Source organism: Dellaglioa sp. CoH-55-MRSF-7 (assembly GCF_056782235.1).
This window is the reverse complement of the sequence record NZ_JBXAYI010000004.1, coordinates 39269-57225: the sequence shown is the minus strand read 5'-3', so window position 1 is coordinate 57225 and position 17957 is coordinate 39269. Positions and strand designations below refer to the sequence as shown.

Here is a 17957-nt window from a genome sequence, read left to right as displayed (position 1 = left end):
AAATAACGAGGTTAATTAAATGAATTTAGAAGAAAAAGTTTTATCAGAAGAATTAATATTCAAAGGACATGTTATAGAAGTTGTTAATGAGACGGTTAAACTACCAAATGGTGAACAATCAAATAGAGAAATCGTACATCATCATGGTGCTGTAGGTATATTAGCAATAACGGATGAAGAAAAAATTGTTCTAGTTAACCAGTGGAGAGCACCTATTAGGAAGACATCATTAGAAATTCCGGCCGGTAAAATTGATGGCGATGATCATAATTTAATCGAGACTGCAACACGTGAACTGAATGAAGAAACACGCTATGAAGCTAAACATTTAGCTGAAATATATGGGTTTCATTCAGCATTAGGATTTGCGGACGAATATTTAACGCTATTCTATGCGACTGGATTAGAAAATGTAGATAACGAGTTACCTCAGGATATTGATGAATTTTTAAATGTAGTCGAATTGACGTTTAATGAGGTTCAAGCTAAAATTAAATCTGGTGAAATAACTGATGTTAAAACTATTTTAGCGGTTAATCATTGGGAAATTGAACGATTAAAAGGTGAATTACATGGATGATGAAAAAAAGTTATCGAGAAGTGAATATCAGAGATTACAAGAATTAAAGAATGATCCTGAATTTCGACAAAAAGAACGTCAACGAGTTGAAAAGGAATACCAAGATGAACATCCAACAAGAAGCTCATCTTCAGAACAACCAGAAAAAACAAATAAAAAAAGTAAATTAAACCAATTTTTGAATTGGACAATTGTATTTTTAGTTATTGCAATTGTAATTGTATTTTTAGCTTTATTCTTATTACCTTAGATATTAATAAAAAATGGAGGGTAACAACATGATTTACGGTATTTTATGTGCAATGGAGGAAGAAATTCTTTCGCTTAGAAGTCATCTAGAGAATAGAAAAGACAAAGAAATTGGCGGGATTTCATTTTATACAGGCCAAATTAATGGAAAAGAAGTTGTTTTGGTTAGATCTGGTATTGGTAAGGTACAAGCAGGGATGACAACAGCCCTTTTAATTGCAGAATTTGGAGTAACAGCCGTTATTAATTCTGGTTCAGCTGGTGGTATTGGTAATGGACTTAAAATTGGAGATGTGGTCTTAGCCACAGAAGTTGCCTATCATGATGTTGATGCAACAGCTTTTGGATATGAAATTGGTCAATTACCCCAACAACCAACTAAATACTTGGCAGATACAAATTTAAACGATGCAATTAAAAAAGCGGCTCAAGAAAATGATTTAAGTATAAAACCAGGACTAATTGTATCTGGTGATCAATTTATAGCAAGTCAAGCTCAGACAGATGTCATACTTAATCATTTTCCTGATGCTCTTTGTAGTGAAATGGAAAGTGCCGCAGTTGGTCAGGCAGCACACCAATTTGGTATTCCATTCACTATTGTTAGAGCGATGTCAGATGTTGGCGATGAAGAAGCTGGACAAACATTTGATGATTTTATTATTGAAGCTGGTCAAAAATCAGCACGAATGATTCTATCATTATTAAGCTAAATTAAAAGGAGATAAACTAAATTAATGTCAGGAATATACTTAGATAACGCAGCAACCACACCAATGGCAAATGAAGTCGTTGAAGTGATGACAGATATGATGAAGAGCACCTTCGGGAATGCCTCAAGTACACATCAATTTGGACGTTCAGCACGAATGGTGCTTGATGATAGTCGACAAATTATTGCAAATAGTATTCATGCAAAAGAATCAGAAATCATCTTTACAAGTGGTGGTACTGAGAGTGATAATATGGCTATTATGCAAACAGCTATTCAGAGAAAAACATTAGGTAAGCATTTAATCACAACAGCAGTAGAGCACCAGGCTATTTTAAAAACAATGAAATATTTAGAATCAATTGGATTTGAAGTTACTTATTTACCAGTTAATGAAGATGGTGTTATCAATATAGTCGATTTTAAAGAGGCTTTAAGAGATGATACAATTCTTGTTTCAATCATGATGGGTAACAATGAGACGGGAAGTCATATGCCAATTCATGAAGTTGGTGAGATTTTAAAGGATCATCAAGCTTGGTTCCATACGGATGCTGTTCAAGCTTATGGACTACTGGATATAGATGTTAATGAGGATCATATAGATATGTTATCAACATCAGCCCATAAATTGAATGGGCCTAAATTTTTAGGCTTTCTCTATAGAAGAGAATCTATATTTTTCCCTCCCTTTATTAAAGGTGGGGAGCAAGAAGACAAGAGACGAGCAGGGACAGAAAACATACCAGCAATTGCAGGTTTTGCTAAAGCTGTTTCTTTAATCTCAGATGATGAAAAACAAGTACGACAATTAAAGTATCAAGGCTTCAAAAAGCAAATTATAGCGGGATTAGATGATAACCATATTGATTTTGAAATTAATGGGACACTCTCAGATGATAACTTACAACATGTCTTTAATATTTGGATAAAAGGTATTCAAACTGAAGTATTACAGACCCGGTTAGATTTGGCAGGTATTGCTGTTTCTGGTGGCTCTGCATGTACTGCTGGTAATCTCGAACCTTCACATGTATTAATGGCTATGTACGGTGAAAAGAGTCCGAGAGTCACAGAATCTATTCGATTGAGTTTTGGAAAAGATAATACAGCTGAAGAGATAGATACTTTTATAGTACAATTAGTTAGAATAGTTGGTAGATTGAAAAAATAGGGGGAATTTAATAATGGCATTTGAAAAAAGTATTCAACTTTTAGGAGATACAGTAACTTATGAATTGAGTTCTGATGTAAAAAAATATACGTTAAGAGATTTAGGATTTGCAGAAACTAAAGCAGGTAATTTTCAATTGGAGAGATCTTTAGATCCTAATTCACCTTTCAATAAGGGCATTAAAGTTAAAGTTATCGTTGATAAGTCATTAACTGGATTTAAAATGTCAACGACGACTGCTAATGGACTTAAAGCAGTTAATATATTTCATGGTGAAGATAAAAAAGCTGAAACTGAACAATTTGATTATGTGATTGGTCAATTAATTGATAGGGATGTTTTGAAAAAGGTATTGTCAAAATGACAATACCTTTTTTATTATTATTAATAGTATTTTATAAGGGTATATTAACTATGAAGTATTATAAGGATGTTTTTGTATGTACGTTTTTAGATTGAAAAGGTATAATAAAGCGTATTCACTATATTCAATAGGAGATGAAATAATGGATTTATATTTGATGAAAGCAGAATCATTATATAAAATATTGATTAAAAAATTTGAAGTATCTTTTGAAGGGTCTAAGGTAGAATTCTCGTTAGATGATTTGTATAGTTTGGGATTGAAATTAAGAAGTAAGAAGTTAATTTCAGATATTGATTTTGAAAAACTTAGAATAGTTGCAATTACTCATGACATAAATAAGTTAGAAGAAATACACCAATATTTTGATGTATTTAAGAAAGATAAAAATATAACAGAATCTGCTCTGGCACAGATGTTAAAAAAATTATCATTTGAAGCAAAAGATTCTGTAATTGATGCAAGTGATTTTAGTGCTTTTAATGAATATATGCACGTAGAACGAGAAATACAACATAGGTTAGAGAAGATAATTCTTAATAAAATACAGAGAGAAAAAAGTTCTTTAACTTTTATTGTAGGAAATGTAGGAGATGGAAAATCGCATCTATTATCTTACATGAATAATCAATATTTTGATATTTTTAAAAAAAATAAAGTATATATACATAATGATGCAACGGAAAGCATTAATCCTAATTTATCATCTATTGATTCGTTAATGGATATTCTCACAAAGAATAAGAATGAAATTGAAGGTTATAAACATGTTATTATTGCTATTAATTTAGGGGTAGTTAAGAGATTACTTCATAAAATAAAGTCAGATTCGACATTAAGTGAAATTACAATTGCATTGAGTAATATAGAAAAAAATAATCAGGAAAATATAGAAGATAAAAAAGTATCAGTGATTTCATTTTTTAATAATGCAAACTTTGAAATTGATGAGACGGGTGTGAACAGCTTATATTATGATCAAATTTTTAAAAAAATATGTTTAAAAGAAGAAAATAATCCATTTTATAATGCTTACAGAAATGATTTAGAAAATGGCTATGATAAAGTTGAACATATTAATTATGAGCTGTTCTTAAATAAGAAAGTCCAAGAAGCAATTAAATATTTATTGATAAGAATTCAAGTTTCTAATGGTATAATCATCTCCACTCGAGATGTATTGAACTTTATTCACGATATTATTATACCAGCAAAGGAAATTAAAAGTAATTACACATCATATTTACCTTATTTATTATTTGAAAGCCAAAATAAGTCTGAGATATTAAAAGCTATTTATTTTCTTGATCCATCACGAAATTCAAATAAAAAAATTGATGAATTTAATGTTGAGGTATACAACTATGATGATGAGTATGTTGATAAAATTGAAGATAAAATTGAAGATAATGAAAGAGCAATTCAAAAAGTTATAGAATCTGTTGGTAAATTAGATACGGATAGACATAAAATTCGAGTTAACACATTTCTTAGAGTTCAATTTTTATTAGATTATCAAAATGAGTTATTTGATAATGAAAATTATTTTTCTTTTCTAAGTATTCTTTCAAAAAATGTAAGACAAATTAAAGAGTTGGCAAAATTGATACAAAGCAATGTATTACGGTGGAACGGTCAAACTGTAAAAGGATTCGCGTTTATAAATAATTTGAGTTTAAAAACTAGAGTTGCAGTGCCATTAAGATTAAACTATGTAGATTTTGAAATTAACAAGTTTGAAATTAATATGTGTTTTAAAGATACAAGTAATGAAGCTGAATATTTTGTTAAAATAGATTTTGAAGATTATGTGCTATTGACAAAAATTCATAATGGATATGTTATTTCTAATATTGAACGGTCAGAGGCAATGAATTTTAACAATTTTGTATTTAACATATTACTGAATACTAATAACAATGAAACTGTTATTGTTGGTAATATAAATGATGGATATCTATATAAAATAGAGAATAATGGGATTGATTATGAAGTATCAGAGGTGAAAATATAATGTCTATTGAATTAGAAAATTTAAAAAAACATTTGGAAATGGATAAAGGAAAGATAAAAAATAATCATCATAAATCAGGACAATTATTACCGTTTATGACCCGTGAGCCAGAGAGAGCAAAATTTGAAAATGGATTTGCACCAATTATAGGTAATTTAGCAAGGATTAGCATTAACAAAGGTGAGATATCAAAGGATACTAAATCCTTTGATAAGGATATAAGTGATGATTTTGATTTATCTAAAATAGGTAATAAAGATAAATTTTTAAAATTATTTTCTAATTCGGCACTTGATGAAATTTATATTCCCAAGTTGCTGGCGTATAAAAAGTCGAACGAAAAAAAAAGTTCAAGTGGAGAATTAAAGATTGCAGCATTTTTAAATTATACACTTGAGCTAGAGAAAAATAATATGTGGATTGAATTTATAAATAAAAAAGATGAGCACAATCTTTATGAAAAAATTATTATAGAAAATTTACATGAACTAACTAATAATAATATAAAAAAAGAAAAATTTGTTTCAATTGGTGACCAAAGTATATTCTTAGATTATTTTAATCATGATTTGAACAATTTTATGAAAAATACAACATTTTTTATGAAAAATATTGATACATTTTTTAGCTACTATTATTTTTTCATAATTAGTCAAATAATAATGAATATTGGAACCTTCGATGAGTTTAATAAAAAAAATATTTTTTTTGCACTTGATACGGAAAAAATATCAGGTTCAAGACCAACAAATGATAGAGGTTATGCTCAAGTTAAAGAAAACGCAACTGATTTGTTAGTTAACGTTGATTTATTAGATTATTTAAATTTATTAGTTCCTAGTGAAAAATTTTATAGTTTATTTCAGTTAACAGATATAAATTTTGAATATTCAATAGAACTTAGAAATAATTTAAGTGAATTTTTAAATGAGTTTTTGGAGGATGATATAAGCATGTCATCTGAAAATAATATAAAGGATAATATAAAACTTTTAAAATTAAAATTAACAAAAAATTTATCCGACGAAACTAAATCTAGATTTTCTAAATCTTTTGAAGCAATAGCAGTAAAATATTTTGTAAAAAGACGTGGTAGACTTGGAAATGTTTTAAACATGACTGATGATACTGTATTGGTGATTACAGCGGGTATAGTTGGTTCAGAAAAAATGCTTGTTAAAGATGTTATTACCGAAATGAGTAATAGAGGAATTTCATTAGATAATATTTCTAAAAGAAAATTAGTAGAAACATATGAAAAAATGAATATTCTTGAAAAATTAAGCGATAGCGGGGATGCACAATATGTCAAACCAATATTATAAATTTTTAATCGAACGGTTATTTAAATGGTTTAAAACCCAAAATATTAGTGCTGGTAGCAGGTATTATTTGAATTTAGATCAAAATAATGAAGTTGTTAGATTCTATAATGCATTTGAAATGAATGATATTATTTCTACTGAAGATTTTGTAATTGATCAAAAGGACGTGCAGTTCCATGGTAAAGTGGTAAATATAAATGGTGTTAACATATTATTTGTTGCAGCAACAGATAAAATGAACTCAGATTTTTTAGTAACACTTAGAAATAGGGTTAGTTTACAATCTGACATATGGAGAAATACGGCACTTTTTATCGTGTGTACTGAAATTCTTGACAGTATATCGGGTGGAGCCATGAATGTTAGTCACGGAAATGGGCCTTTTTCTGTTGATAAAATTAAACACGATTTAAAAAGTGAAATAGAAAAGTCCGGGTTATCGGACGCTAACCAAGTAGTATTAGAAGAGTTTAAAAAGAATATAATTTTGGAAGATTCAATGAACTTAACATTATTAGATTTTGCCAGTATTTTTTCAATTTTAGAAAAATCAGAGATTACTCCGGATGACTATAAAAATATGGGTTATTTTTATGATACACAAATACAAACGTATGATGCTGATAATATTAAAAAAAGATTAAGAGAAAATAAGCAAGATTTTCAAAAGATTGGTGGTTGGCAAGAATATAATACTGTTGAAGATAAAATAGTTAACTACACGCAAGCAGATTTAGAATCAATGAGTATGTTGAAAGAAAAGGATATTTGGATGGATGTCGATTTTTCAAAAATAAAAAGAGGAAAAGAAAAATTAAAAGAATTAAGAAAAGATACAATTATTTATCAATCAGATAAAATAAATAAAGTTAATCCTGATTTAATTATATATGACCGAAGTAGAGAAAATGGTGAAAATAAAAATTCTGTTAAGTACAAAAACAGATTTATTTTAATATTTAAAAATAATATTAATCATGAAAATAATCAATTGATAATAAAACTTCCTTTTGATGATTCTGTGAAGGCATCAAGAATTAATAAAAGTAAGAGCCATATAATTGATGGGAAATCTGCTGAATTTACTGCAGATGGTAATAATTTAAAAATTATTGTAAACGACTTCAATGTGATGGATATATATGGAATTAAGACCTCATATGAACATTCAAAGGCACAGAAATATACATTTCAAATAATTTATTTACCATTTTCTCAAGACATATTTAATAATATATTATCGAGTTATCGTGTAAAAATAACTAAATCTAAGATGGAGATTCAGTTAGAATACGAAAAAAATTATATAATTGGTGGTACAGATTTTATTGATGAGGTTGATTATGATCAGATTAAATATAATGTAATTCCTATTTCAGATGAAGTGGGTGTAAATATTAATTTTGAAAATATTGATTCAGATGAAAGTGAGAATGAATTTAAGCTAGTTAATGAAGGCATTGAAATACCATTTTCAATTTTAGATAATAGTCAGAAGCCGGTTCCCAGAAGTGGTTTGTTTATAGAAAAAAATAGGCGTAAGGCTAATGAAAGTTTAATTTTTGATGGGGCTAAAATAATTAATGGTACAGAAAAATATTATGTCTTTAGTGAAAATAAGAAGTTGTTGAATTATGAAGTAGATATTATTAAACAACAAATATTGTATGCAAAAATAGATGATTCAATTGTCACTAGTATTGAAGTTCAGATACCTGAACAAATAAGAATAGACTATATTCTTATTTGTAAGCTATTAAAAGAAAGAAATACTATTTTAAGTTTAAGTTATTTTGATCAAGAATTATTGAAAGCTCTTAATAAATATTGTGATGATTTTGATGAAGTAATTAATCAAATCTCCGAAGAAAGACTTACATTGGAATTAAAAGATTTATATAAAATGGGTACAGTAGAAATCGATGGGGAAATAGCTTATACACCTTTACATCCAGTATTGATTAAATATCAACTAGAGTTATTAAAAAGGACAGAATTTCAATCTATACCTGAAAATTTTATTCGAACGTTAAATCCAAGTGGATTAGTTCCATATATATCAAAAAATGGGGGACTATTAAAATCAAATTTTGATGATAGTTCGCCTAGATGGTTATTCTTTAATGAATTTAAAAAATCAAAAATATCAGCGATTTCTAGAAATATTATTACTTCTAGAATGTTAGATTTTTATAAGCATTTTCATTATCTTTTTGAAGTAAGTTCTGATTATGCATTAAATGCTTCAATGCATAATATTAACGATGATAAAACAATATTAAAGAGTACGATTGATTTTATGTTAAAACAGCTTCAAAATACTAAACAAGGGTTTAAATTAGAAAATATGCATCCTGTTAATTTATATATAAATAACGATAAAAAAATTCTTAATCCAATATATGACCAATTTAATCAAATTATAACGGCAGCTGATTTTGAAAATTTATTTTCTGAAAAATTTATGGGAGATAAAATTAATGATTATGCTAATGAAGACGTAATTAAAGTATTAAAATCGCGGATTAATATTTATCATAATTTTGTTAGACAACCATATAGTCATGTTTCATTTTATAAGATGGATGTCGAGAGTAATGCCAATAGTTTTAAATCAGATAAGCTGGAAATGAATTATACTTTAGGCGGTCTAATAAGTGGTAAAAAATATAGTCTTGATAAAAAAATGTTTATACAAGGATTCGGTGTAAATATGGATTCAAAATATTTACATCGGCCATTGATCAAATTTATGTATGATTGGAATGCATTTAGTGTAGCCAACAATGCGGAAACAAATGTTTATCAAGCAGGAATTACGAATGTAAATAACATTCCAAGTTTTGAAAGTGAAGATGGTCATTTTGATGATATATTAACGAATATTATGGAAAATAGTAATTGGGTAACGTTATTGGATCCAGATATCAGTTTGGATTATTTTTCGGAACGTAATGATTTATATATTATTCATTATACAGATCAAAGTAACACTTCAAATTATGAGTCAATAACTTTTACAAACCAAATTGAACAATATAGTTTAATTATCAATGATAAGATAGAAAGATATGACAAAACTATAATTAAAAATAAAGAAACAAGTTTAAATATTATTAAATCATTTAACATTATTAATGGAGAATGGCTTCTAAAAATTATCGGAGATAAAACGAATCACAATATAGTGAGGGAAAAGTTAAGTATTATTTCGGCGTATAAAGAATTAATGGGTATTTTAGAAACTGAGAATATTATTTGGGTGCCCATATCGCTAGAAGAGATATTAAGAGTTTCTGGAATGGTTGGCATGAGCCAAAAAGAAGGATTATTTACAGCAAAAAATCTAGGAATGACAGGAGCTACAAGTGATGATCTGTTATTCATGGGTGTTGAAGTAGGAGAAAATTTAAAAATTCATTTGTTTCCTGTCGAAGTTAAAGTTGGACAGAACCATTCGGATGTTATATCTAAGGCAACGTTGCAGGCGGTTAATACGGCAGAAACAATAAATGAGGCGCTGAGGGATGAAAATAAATTTAAATCCGAATATTACCGTAATTTTTTTATGACAATATATTTAGCTAATCTAAAAAAAATGTTTAATAACAAGTTAATAAATGCAGAACTATATAAAAAAATTCAAGATAATGATGATAAGTTATTGAATAATGATTTTATAATTTCAAATGAATTAAACGAATATTATGGCAAGGCTTTCATTGTTTCATTTGGTGATAGAAATGATAGTCGGAGAATTCTTAGAAAGGAATTAGGCGGTAAGAATATAACTGAAATTAAACTTCCTGAGGGTGACGCATACATTTATGCAAGTAAGGGATTAAATGAAATCATCTCAGAAATTAAAAGTGGAAAATTGGGATTTCCGGAAGAAAGCCTTTTAAAAAATATTTTGCATGATGATAGTTATCAAGAAACTATCGATACTGATAAAGGAAAAAATATTATTATAAACAAAGAATTAGATACAGAGTCAGCTTATGAATATTGTGAAAATAAGGATAAAAAAAATTTTGAAGATAACAACGAAATTAAATCTATAAATAGTATAAATGAAAGTCAAAGTCAATATTCGAATATAAATGAACTTTCTGATTTTGAAATAGAATATCCTGAAAATACATTTTCTGAAAAAACTAGAATTAAATTAGGCGTTAAAAAAGGTAGTGTTGATGAAGCTTATTGGGAGTATGGAAATCCAGGGCTTTCAAATAGGCACATGATTATTACGGGTAAGTCTGGGCAGGGGAAGACTTACTTTGTTCAAACATTACTGTATGAGTTGGCTAATAAAAATATTAATAGTTTGGTAGTTGATTATACTGATGGATTTTTGGAAAATCAATTGGATAAAAATTTTGTTAGCAAAATGAGACATGATAATAAAATTCAATTTCACTTAGTTAAAGCGGGGGATAAATTACCTATAAATCCATTTAATCTTCAAGAAATAGATTATGGTGGTGGAACCTTTATTACTGAAGATGTAAATGATATGGCAGACCGAGTATCTCAAATGTTAGATAACGTTTTTGAGTTAGGCACTCAGCAAAGGTATTCATTGAAAACTGCAATAAGTGATGGTTATGCAAGAAACGGTAAATCATTTACCTTTTTACATTTAAAAAATATATTAAGTGACGAAGATGAATTCAAGGATGGGTTAAAAATAGTAGGTAGACTAGATATGTTATTGAGTTCAAATCCTTTCACTTATACTAAAGATTCCAAAAACTGGGAGTCATATTTAAATAAAGATGGAACTATTCATATTTTTCAATTAAAAGGATTTCAACATGATATACAAAAAGTTATTACTGAATTTGTACTTTGGGATTTGTTTAATTATCTTCAAAGTATTGGAAATACAGAAGAAAATCCAATTCCAGTGGTACTTGATGAAATACAAAATTTAAATTTTAAAGATAACTCTCCAACTGTTAAAATTTTAAAAGAAGGAAGAAAATTCGGTTGGTCAGGAATTTTTGCAACTCAATCTATATCAGCTATTAAGGGTGATATCAGTAGTGTCTATAATGCATCTGAGCAAGTTAATTTTTTACCATTGGAAGACCAAGTTAAACTTATTGCGAACACGCTATCTTTAGATAAAGACAGTAATCAACAATATCAATATCTTTTATCTAATTTACAAAAAGGCGAAAGTATTATTAAAGGGCCTATGCTTAATGGTACCAATCAAGTGGTATCACGAATAGAATCTATTAAAATAAGTGGATTTGATGATCGTATAAACTAAGTAAAGTAAATTATGACACACTAGGGTTGTATTAGTATATATTATTGGTATAATAGTACTTACTGAAATAGTGCGACCTTCAAATCGTAGATTTTTTCAGAATCTAATTGAAATGATGGTGATAGTATGCCAGATAATAGTAAAACTCGTGTCGTTGTTGGGATGAGTGGTGGCGTCGATTCATCAGTTGTTGCTTATTTATTAAAGCAACAAGGTTATGATGTAGTTGGTGTCTTCATGAAAAACTGGGACGATACGGACGAAATGGGTGTTTGTACTGCAACAGAAGATTACAAAGATGTTGCTAAAGTAGCAAACAAAATTGGAATTCCTTATTATTCCGTTAATTTTGAAAAAGAATATTGGGATCGCGTATTCACATATTTCTTGGATGAATATAAAAAGGGTCGGACACCAAATCCAGATGTGATGTGTAATAAAGAAATTAAGTTTAAAGCATTTTTCGATTATGCTATGGAACTTGATGCTGATTACATCGCAATGGGACATTATGCACAAGTTGAGCAAGATGCTGACGGTATTATGCATATGTTACGTGGGGATGATAGTAACAAAGATCAGACTTATTTCTTGAGTCAATTATCACAAAAACAAATTCAAAAAGTTATGTTCCCAATTGGAAACATTGAAAAACCAGAAGTTAGAAGAATTGCTGAAGAAGCTGGACTTTCAACTGCTAAGAAAAAAGATTCAACAGGTATTTGTTTTATCGGCGAAAGAAACTTTACAAAGTTCCTTGGTGAATATTTACCAGCACAAACGGGTAATATGATGACTGTTGACGGTGTAAAAATGGGCGAGCATTATGGTCTTATGAATTATACAATTGGTCAACGTAAAGGTCTTGGTATTGGTGGTACGGGTGAAGGTAACGATCCTTGGTTCGTTGTAGGTAAAGATTTAGCAACAAATACATTGATTGTTGGACAAGGTTACCATAATGATTTACTTTATGCCGATTATCTTGAAGCATCAGAGTTAAGTTTTATGGCACCAATCGATCGCTTTGGCAATGATTTCCATATCACTGCTAAGTTTAGATACCGTCAAACTGATGTTGGTGTGACGGTTCATTTAAATGATGACCGTACAGAAGCTACAGTTGAATTTGATGCACCAGTACGTGCTATTACACCTGGACAGGCTGTTGTCTTTTACGATGGCGCAGAATGCTTAGGTAGTGGTATCATTGACGCTGCATTTAAAAAGTCAACTGAGGGATCAAAACAATTACAATATGTTTAAATTGAATTTATAATAGTTAAGGCACAAACAAATATTTTGTTTGTGCCTTTTTATATTTGTGGCATAATATAATAGAGATGAAAAAACGAAGGGGTCTTATTGACTGATGACTAATATATATTTTATTCGACATGGCAAAACAGAATGGAATCTTGAGGGACGATACCAAGGTGCGAATGGAGATTCACCCTTACTTGAACAAAGTTACATAGAAATACAACAATTAATCAAAGCACTTAAATCAATAAAATTTGATGCTATTTATTCAAGTCCTATTAAGCGTGCAAAGGACACAGCAAATTTAATTAATACAGGCCTAAACCAAAATTTGGATGTTATTTTGAATGATAACTTAGAAGAATTTCATTTAGGGAAAATGGAAGGCATGAAGTTTACAGATGTGGCTGTTCAGTATCCTGAGGAACTCGATGCCTTCCGTAATCATCCCGATAAATATGATCCTAAAAATATTAATGGCGAAACATTTCAAGCTTTATTAAAGCGGATGGTTCCAACAATTAAAAAAATTGTTGACCAAAATAAAATAGATGCAAATATTATCATTGTTAGTCATGGTGCGGCGCTTGGTGCCTTGATTCACGATTTATTAGGAGTACCGCTGAAAGACTTCCGTAAACAAGGTGGCTTATCGAATACTAGTACGACTATTTTGGAAACACAAAATGGAACCGAATTTAAATTAGTTAAATGGAATGATACTAGTTATTTGGATAGAATACGCGATGAAAGTGATGTCGTTTAAGGAGTAATAATGGGTAAGAGAGAAGAAAAAGAAGCAGAATCAAAACATATTATTCATCAATTAGTTGAAAAGGTTGAAAAAGAACCTAATAATCAAACGGCTTATTATGAATTAGGTAGTTATTTAACAAAAGTAAAAGACTACCCTCAGGCGGAAGAACTGTATAAAAAAGCTATTGGATATTTTGATGAGAAAAATGAACAAGTTGATTTATTACAATATGGTCTTGGTAACGTGTTTTACGAGGCAGAACTGTATTCTGAAGCAATTCAATCATTTCAAAAAGTAACTAATCAAAAGTTGAAAGAAACAGCTTTTTTAATGTTAGCACAATCATATATGGCTCAAGAGCTGTATCAACAAGCATTAGTATTTGCGATTACGGCTCAAGAAATAAATCCTAAAAATATGGACGCCAACGAATTAATTGGCGATATTTTCTTAGCATTGGGTCAGTTTGAAAATGCTGGTAAATATTATGACTTAGTTCTTAAAATAGATGAAAATAATGCAAAGGCTAATTTTCAACGAGGCTTAGCTAATATGGTTTTAGGAATTGAATTCAATACTTATTTTGATCGTTCAAAAATAGCCAATCAGGCCTATTTTGAGGCACAAAAACAAAGATTAAGTGAAATAGAATCGTTTATAAAATTACGTGATAAATAAAGAGGATGTGAAATAATGGTTGTTCAGAAACTAAATTTATTTAATGATGATCCTCAAAGTGATGAAACACAAGCTTACTTGGTTGGTAAGGTTGCAACCATATTTTTTCAAAGCCAAGATAGTTTTTATAAAGTGATTCTAATTCACAGTATTGAAAGTAATTTGGAATGGCCTGAAGATGAGGTTGTTGTTACTGGTAATTTTGCTGACATTAAAGAGGAATCTACGTACCGCTTCTATGGTCAACAAGTTGAGCATCCCAAATATGGGAAACAATTTCAAACGAGTAATTATCAAAATGAAACACCTACTTCAAAAATGGGGCTTATTACCTATCTATCTGGCTCAGAATTTAAAGGGATTGGGAAAAAGACTGCGGAATCAATTGTTGAAAAGTTAGGAACGAAAACAATTGATAAAATATTAGCAGATGATACTGTACTTGATTCATTAGAATTATCAAACAAGCAGAAAACAACAATATTAGAGACTGTTCGAGTAAATAATGGGATGGAACAAATTATTATTGGATTAAATGGTTTTGGATTTGGTAGTCAATTAGCCGCAACTATTTATCAAACTTATAAAGAAAAAACCCTTGAAATTATTCAAGAAAATCCATATCAACTAGTAAATGATATTGAAAATATTGGCTTTAAAAAGGCAGATCAAATTGCTGGAGAATTAGGATTTGCAGCTGATTCTTCAGGTCGAATACAAGCAGGTATTTTGCAAAGTATCAATGATTTATGTCAACAAGATGGCGATACCTATGCGACTGCAGAGCCGTTGTTGGAAGCATCTTTACGATTATTAGAGAGTAGTCGAAGAGTCAGAATAAACCCTGAGGCAATCTCAAAAGAACTCATTAATTTAGCTAAATCAGGACTCGTTGTCGGTGATGAACAGCGTATTTATTTAAAAAATCTGTATCATGCAGAATACCAAATTGCTGAACATTTAAAAAGATTACTTTCATCGGGGCAAGAAAAAGGTAAGTTAGCAGAAAAAGATATTGATAAAGCAATTCGTAAGATTGAAAAAAAACTTGATATGAATTATGGTGAGTCACAGATTAATGCCATTAGGGCGGCTATGAATTCACAGATATTTTTATTAACAGGTGGCCCAGGAACGGGTAAAACAACCGTTATTAATGGTATCGTGGAGTTATTTGCGGAATTAAATGACTTTTCGCTCGATCTTAGTAGTTATGGAGAAGGACAAACATTTCCTATTCTTTTAGCTGCACCTACTGGGCGAGCAGCAAAAAGAATGACTGAAACGACTGGATTACCTGCCAGTACAATCCATAGACTCTTAGGACTAACTGGAAGAGAATCGAATAATGATGTTGAAACGAAAGATTTAGAAGGTGGCTTATTAATTATCGATGAAATGTCGATGGTTGATACGTATTTATTGAATACATTAATGAATGCAATACCTACAGATATGAAAGTCATTTTTGTAGGTGATAAAGATCAATTGCCTTCTGTTGGTCCTGGGCAAACATTTTATGATTTATTGAAAAGTGACTATCTTGAGCGAAAAGAATTAACGGATATCTATCGTCAAGGTGATGGGTCATCAATAATTTCACTCGCACATTCAATAAAAAAAGGTGAATTACCTGCTGATTTTACACAGAATCAAAAGGATCGTTCATTTTTCGCGAGTCGTGAATTTCAAGTTGAATCAATTATTAAACAGGTTGTTGAACGAGCTAAGAATAAAGGGTTCACTTCAAGTGATATTCAAGTTCTGGCACCAATGTATCGAGGTGCGGCGGGAATTAATCGTTTAAATGAAATGTTACAAAATATTATGAATCCACTTGAAAATAGTAGACAAAAAGAAGTACTTTTTAGAGATCAAAAATTTAGAATTGGTGACAAGGTGTTACATCTTGTTAATAGTCCTGAAAATAATGTTTTTAATGGAGATATAGGTAAGATTGTAGGAATTACATTGGCCAAAGATAGCGAAGATAAGGTAGACGAACTAGTTATTGCTTTTGATCAAACAGAAGTGACTTACAGGCGAAATGAATGGCAAAAAATAACTTTGGCATATTGCACATCTATTCATAAGTCTCAAGGTAGTGAGTTTAAAATGGTTATTTTGCCAATGGTTTCGCAGTATAAGCGAATGCTTAAACGTAATTTACTGTATACCGCAATTACCCGTGCTAGCCAGTTATTGATTTTGCTTGGCGAAGAAAAATCATTTGAAGAATGTGTTGAGAATGAATCAGCCAATAGAAAAACAACGTTATTATTACGAATTGAACAGATTTTTGATGGTGATATTAAAAAAGTTGATGATTCGATTAAAGAGAGCCAACTAGCTAAAAAATCTATTAAAATAGCTCCGCCTGTTCCAACTTTAATTGAAAAATTTATTTTAACTAACGACAATATTATGGATGGTTCAATTGATCCAATGATTGGAATGGAGAATAGCCGACCATAGAAAAAGCCTATATATCTCAATTAAATGAGATATATAGGCTTTTTAGTTAATCCAAAATGGGTATGATAAGACGCTATACTCAATTTCAAAGAAACGGGTTCCTAGGTCTTCACCATCCATTTGACCGTACTCTAAAGAGTCAACGGAAAGTTTAATTTTATCTGATGTAAAATGGTGAACACCTTTTTGGTTAATATGTTTACCAGATTTCAGTAAAATGGCTAGATAGATTAATTTTAGTGCACTAGGTTTTTCAATGATAATTAAGTCTAAATTATTTTTTGTCGGATCTGCCATTGGTAAAATTGGAACACCGCCACCAAAGTAGGGATGATTTGATGTTGTTACAAGAAAGGCATTTTGATAAAATTCTTGATGGCCATTCACCCGGACAGTTATGGGAAATGCAGCTTGTCTTGATAAAGTTCCTAATAGGGCGCTTAAGTAAGTAAGCGATCCTAGATGAAGTTTATTCAATAGTTTCTTTGAACTTGATTGATTTGCGATACTTACTATTTGCGCATCGAAACCTACGCCAACATTATTTATAAAGTATTTTTTTTCATGCCGTGATAATTCGTGCATGACACCTAAGTTTAATAGTTTAGGTGAAGTTGTGTTTAATACTTGTTCAAGAGCTACAAGTGGAGATTTGGGGATACCGACACCTCGAGCAAAATCATTTCCTGATCCTGCAGGAATATAGGCAATTGGGATATCAAATGTGTTCGCATTTTTAACACCATTGATACATTCATTTAAAGTACCGTCGCCGCCAATAACTAGTATAATTTGATTATTGTCTGTTTCGATGGGGTGATAATGTCTGGCGTAATTTTCCGTTAGAAGGGAAGCATGACCAATATAGTCTGTCAGATGGGCCTTAAAATAGACATTTTGAGAAATTAATTTTTTTTCAATAGATTGCCAAATTTGTTTAGCACGACCACTTCCAGCAGACTCATTAACGATAATGAAATATTGATTCATGAACTTCCCTCCTTAATTAATACTAATAATTATAACTAAAATTTAAAAGGATTTAAAGATAAATTTTGATTATATAAAAATAGCTCAATATTCTA

General features: G+C 30.0%; 13 protein-coding genes. 12 read left to right on the top strand and 1 reads right to left on the bottom strand.

All coding sequences use genetic code 11. The annotated features are described in order from the left end of the window. Positions 1–19 precede the first annotated feature (19 nt). The 12 genes from AC1RPU_RS05425 (at position 20) to recD2 (ending at position 16872) form a co-directional block, all read left to right on the top strand. Positions 20–580 carry an NUDIX domain-containing protein gene (locus AC1RPU_RS05425; RefSeq protein ID WP_481761688.1) on the top strand — a complete coding sequence of 187 codons (561 nt, stop codon included), beginning with the start codon at positions 20–22 and terminating at the stop codon, positions 578–580. Continuing rightward, entirely contained in the window at positions 573–830 is a 258-nt protein-coding gene (locus AC1RPU_RS05420; RefSeq protein ID WP_481761689.1) for a DUF1328 domain-containing protein, read from the top strand. The genes AC1RPU_RS05425 and AC1RPU_RS05420 overlap by 8 nt, the downstream gene beginning before the upstream one ends. Before the next feature lie 28 nt (positions 831–858). Beyond that, complete coding sequence (locus AC1RPU_RS05415) at positions 859–1542, top strand: 5'-methylthioadenosine/adenosylhomocysteine nucleosidase (protein WP_481761690.1); 684 nt, start codon at positions 859–861, stop codon at positions 1540–1542. Between the two features lie 24 nt (positions 1543–1566). Further along, positions 1567–2715: a cysteine desulfurase family protein gene (locus AC1RPU_RS05410; RefSeq protein ID WP_481761691.1), complete on the top strand. Its 1149-nt coding sequence runs from the start codon at positions 1567–1569 to the stop codon at positions 2713–2715. 13 nt (positions 2716–2728) lie between these two features. After that, positions 2729–3079, top strand: a complete 351-nt coding sequence (locus AC1RPU_RS05405) for a DUF1831 domain-containing protein (protein WP_481761692.1) — start codon at positions 2729–2731, stop codon at positions 3077–3079. Between the two features lie 142 nt (positions 3080–3221). After that, positions 3222–5093, top strand: a complete 1872-nt coding sequence (gene dptF / locus AC1RPU_RS05400) for a DNA phosphorothioation-dependent restriction protein DptF (RefSeq protein ID WP_481761693.1) — start codon at positions 3222–3224, stop codon at positions 5091–5093. Next, on the top strand, positions 5093–6418 hold the full coding sequence (dptG, locus tag AC1RPU_RS05395; RefSeq protein ID WP_481761694.1) for a DNA phosphorothioation-dependent restriction protein DptG: 1326 nt from the start codon (positions 5093–5095) through the stop codon (positions 6416–6418). The genes dptF and dptG overlap by 1 nt, the downstream gene beginning before the upstream one ends. Next, a complete protein-coding gene (locus AC1RPU_RS05390) occupies positions 6399–11699 on the top strand; it encodes a helicase HerA domain-containing protein (RefSeq protein WP_481761695.1) in 5301 nt (1766 codons plus the stop codon). The genes dptG and AC1RPU_RS05390 overlap by 20 nt, the downstream gene beginning before the upstream one ends. 126 nt (positions 11700–11825) lie before the next feature. Continuing rightward, complete coding sequence (gene mnmA / locus AC1RPU_RS05385) at positions 11826–12965, top strand: tRNA 2-thiouridine(34) synthase MnmA (protein ID WP_409022386.1); 1140 nt, start codon at positions 11826–11828, stop codon at positions 12963–12965. Positions 12966–13071: 106 nt separating this feature from the next. Then, on the top strand, positions 13072–13728 hold the full coding sequence (locus tag AC1RPU_RS05380) for a histidine phosphatase family protein (RefSeq protein ID WP_481761696.1): 657 nt from the start codon (positions 13072–13074) through the stop codon (positions 13726–13728). Between the two features lie 9 nt (positions 13729–13737). Then, entirely contained in the window at positions 13738–14397 is a 660-nt protein-coding gene (locus AC1RPU_RS05375; RefSeq protein WP_481761697.1) for a tetratricopeptide repeat protein, read from the top strand. A 15-nt stretch (positions 14398–14412) separates the two neighbouring features. Then, positions 14413–16872 carry an SF1B family DNA helicase RecD2 gene (gene recD2 / locus AC1RPU_RS05370; protein ID WP_481761698.1) on the top strand — a complete coding sequence of 820 codons (2460 nt, stop codon included), beginning with the start codon at positions 14413–14415 and terminating at the stop codon, positions 16870–16872. Positions 16873–16914: 42 nt separating this feature from the next. On the opposite strand, the gene AC1RPU_RS05365 is transcribed toward recD2, so the two are convergent. Then, positions 16915–17862 (bottom strand): diacylglycerol/lipid kinase family protein, encoded by a 948-nt coding sequence (locus tag AC1RPU_RS05365; RefSeq protein ID WP_481761699.1) that lies wholly within the window; start codon positions 17860–17862, stop codon positions 16915–16917. Between the last annotated feature and the right edge of the window lie 95 nt (positions 17863–17957).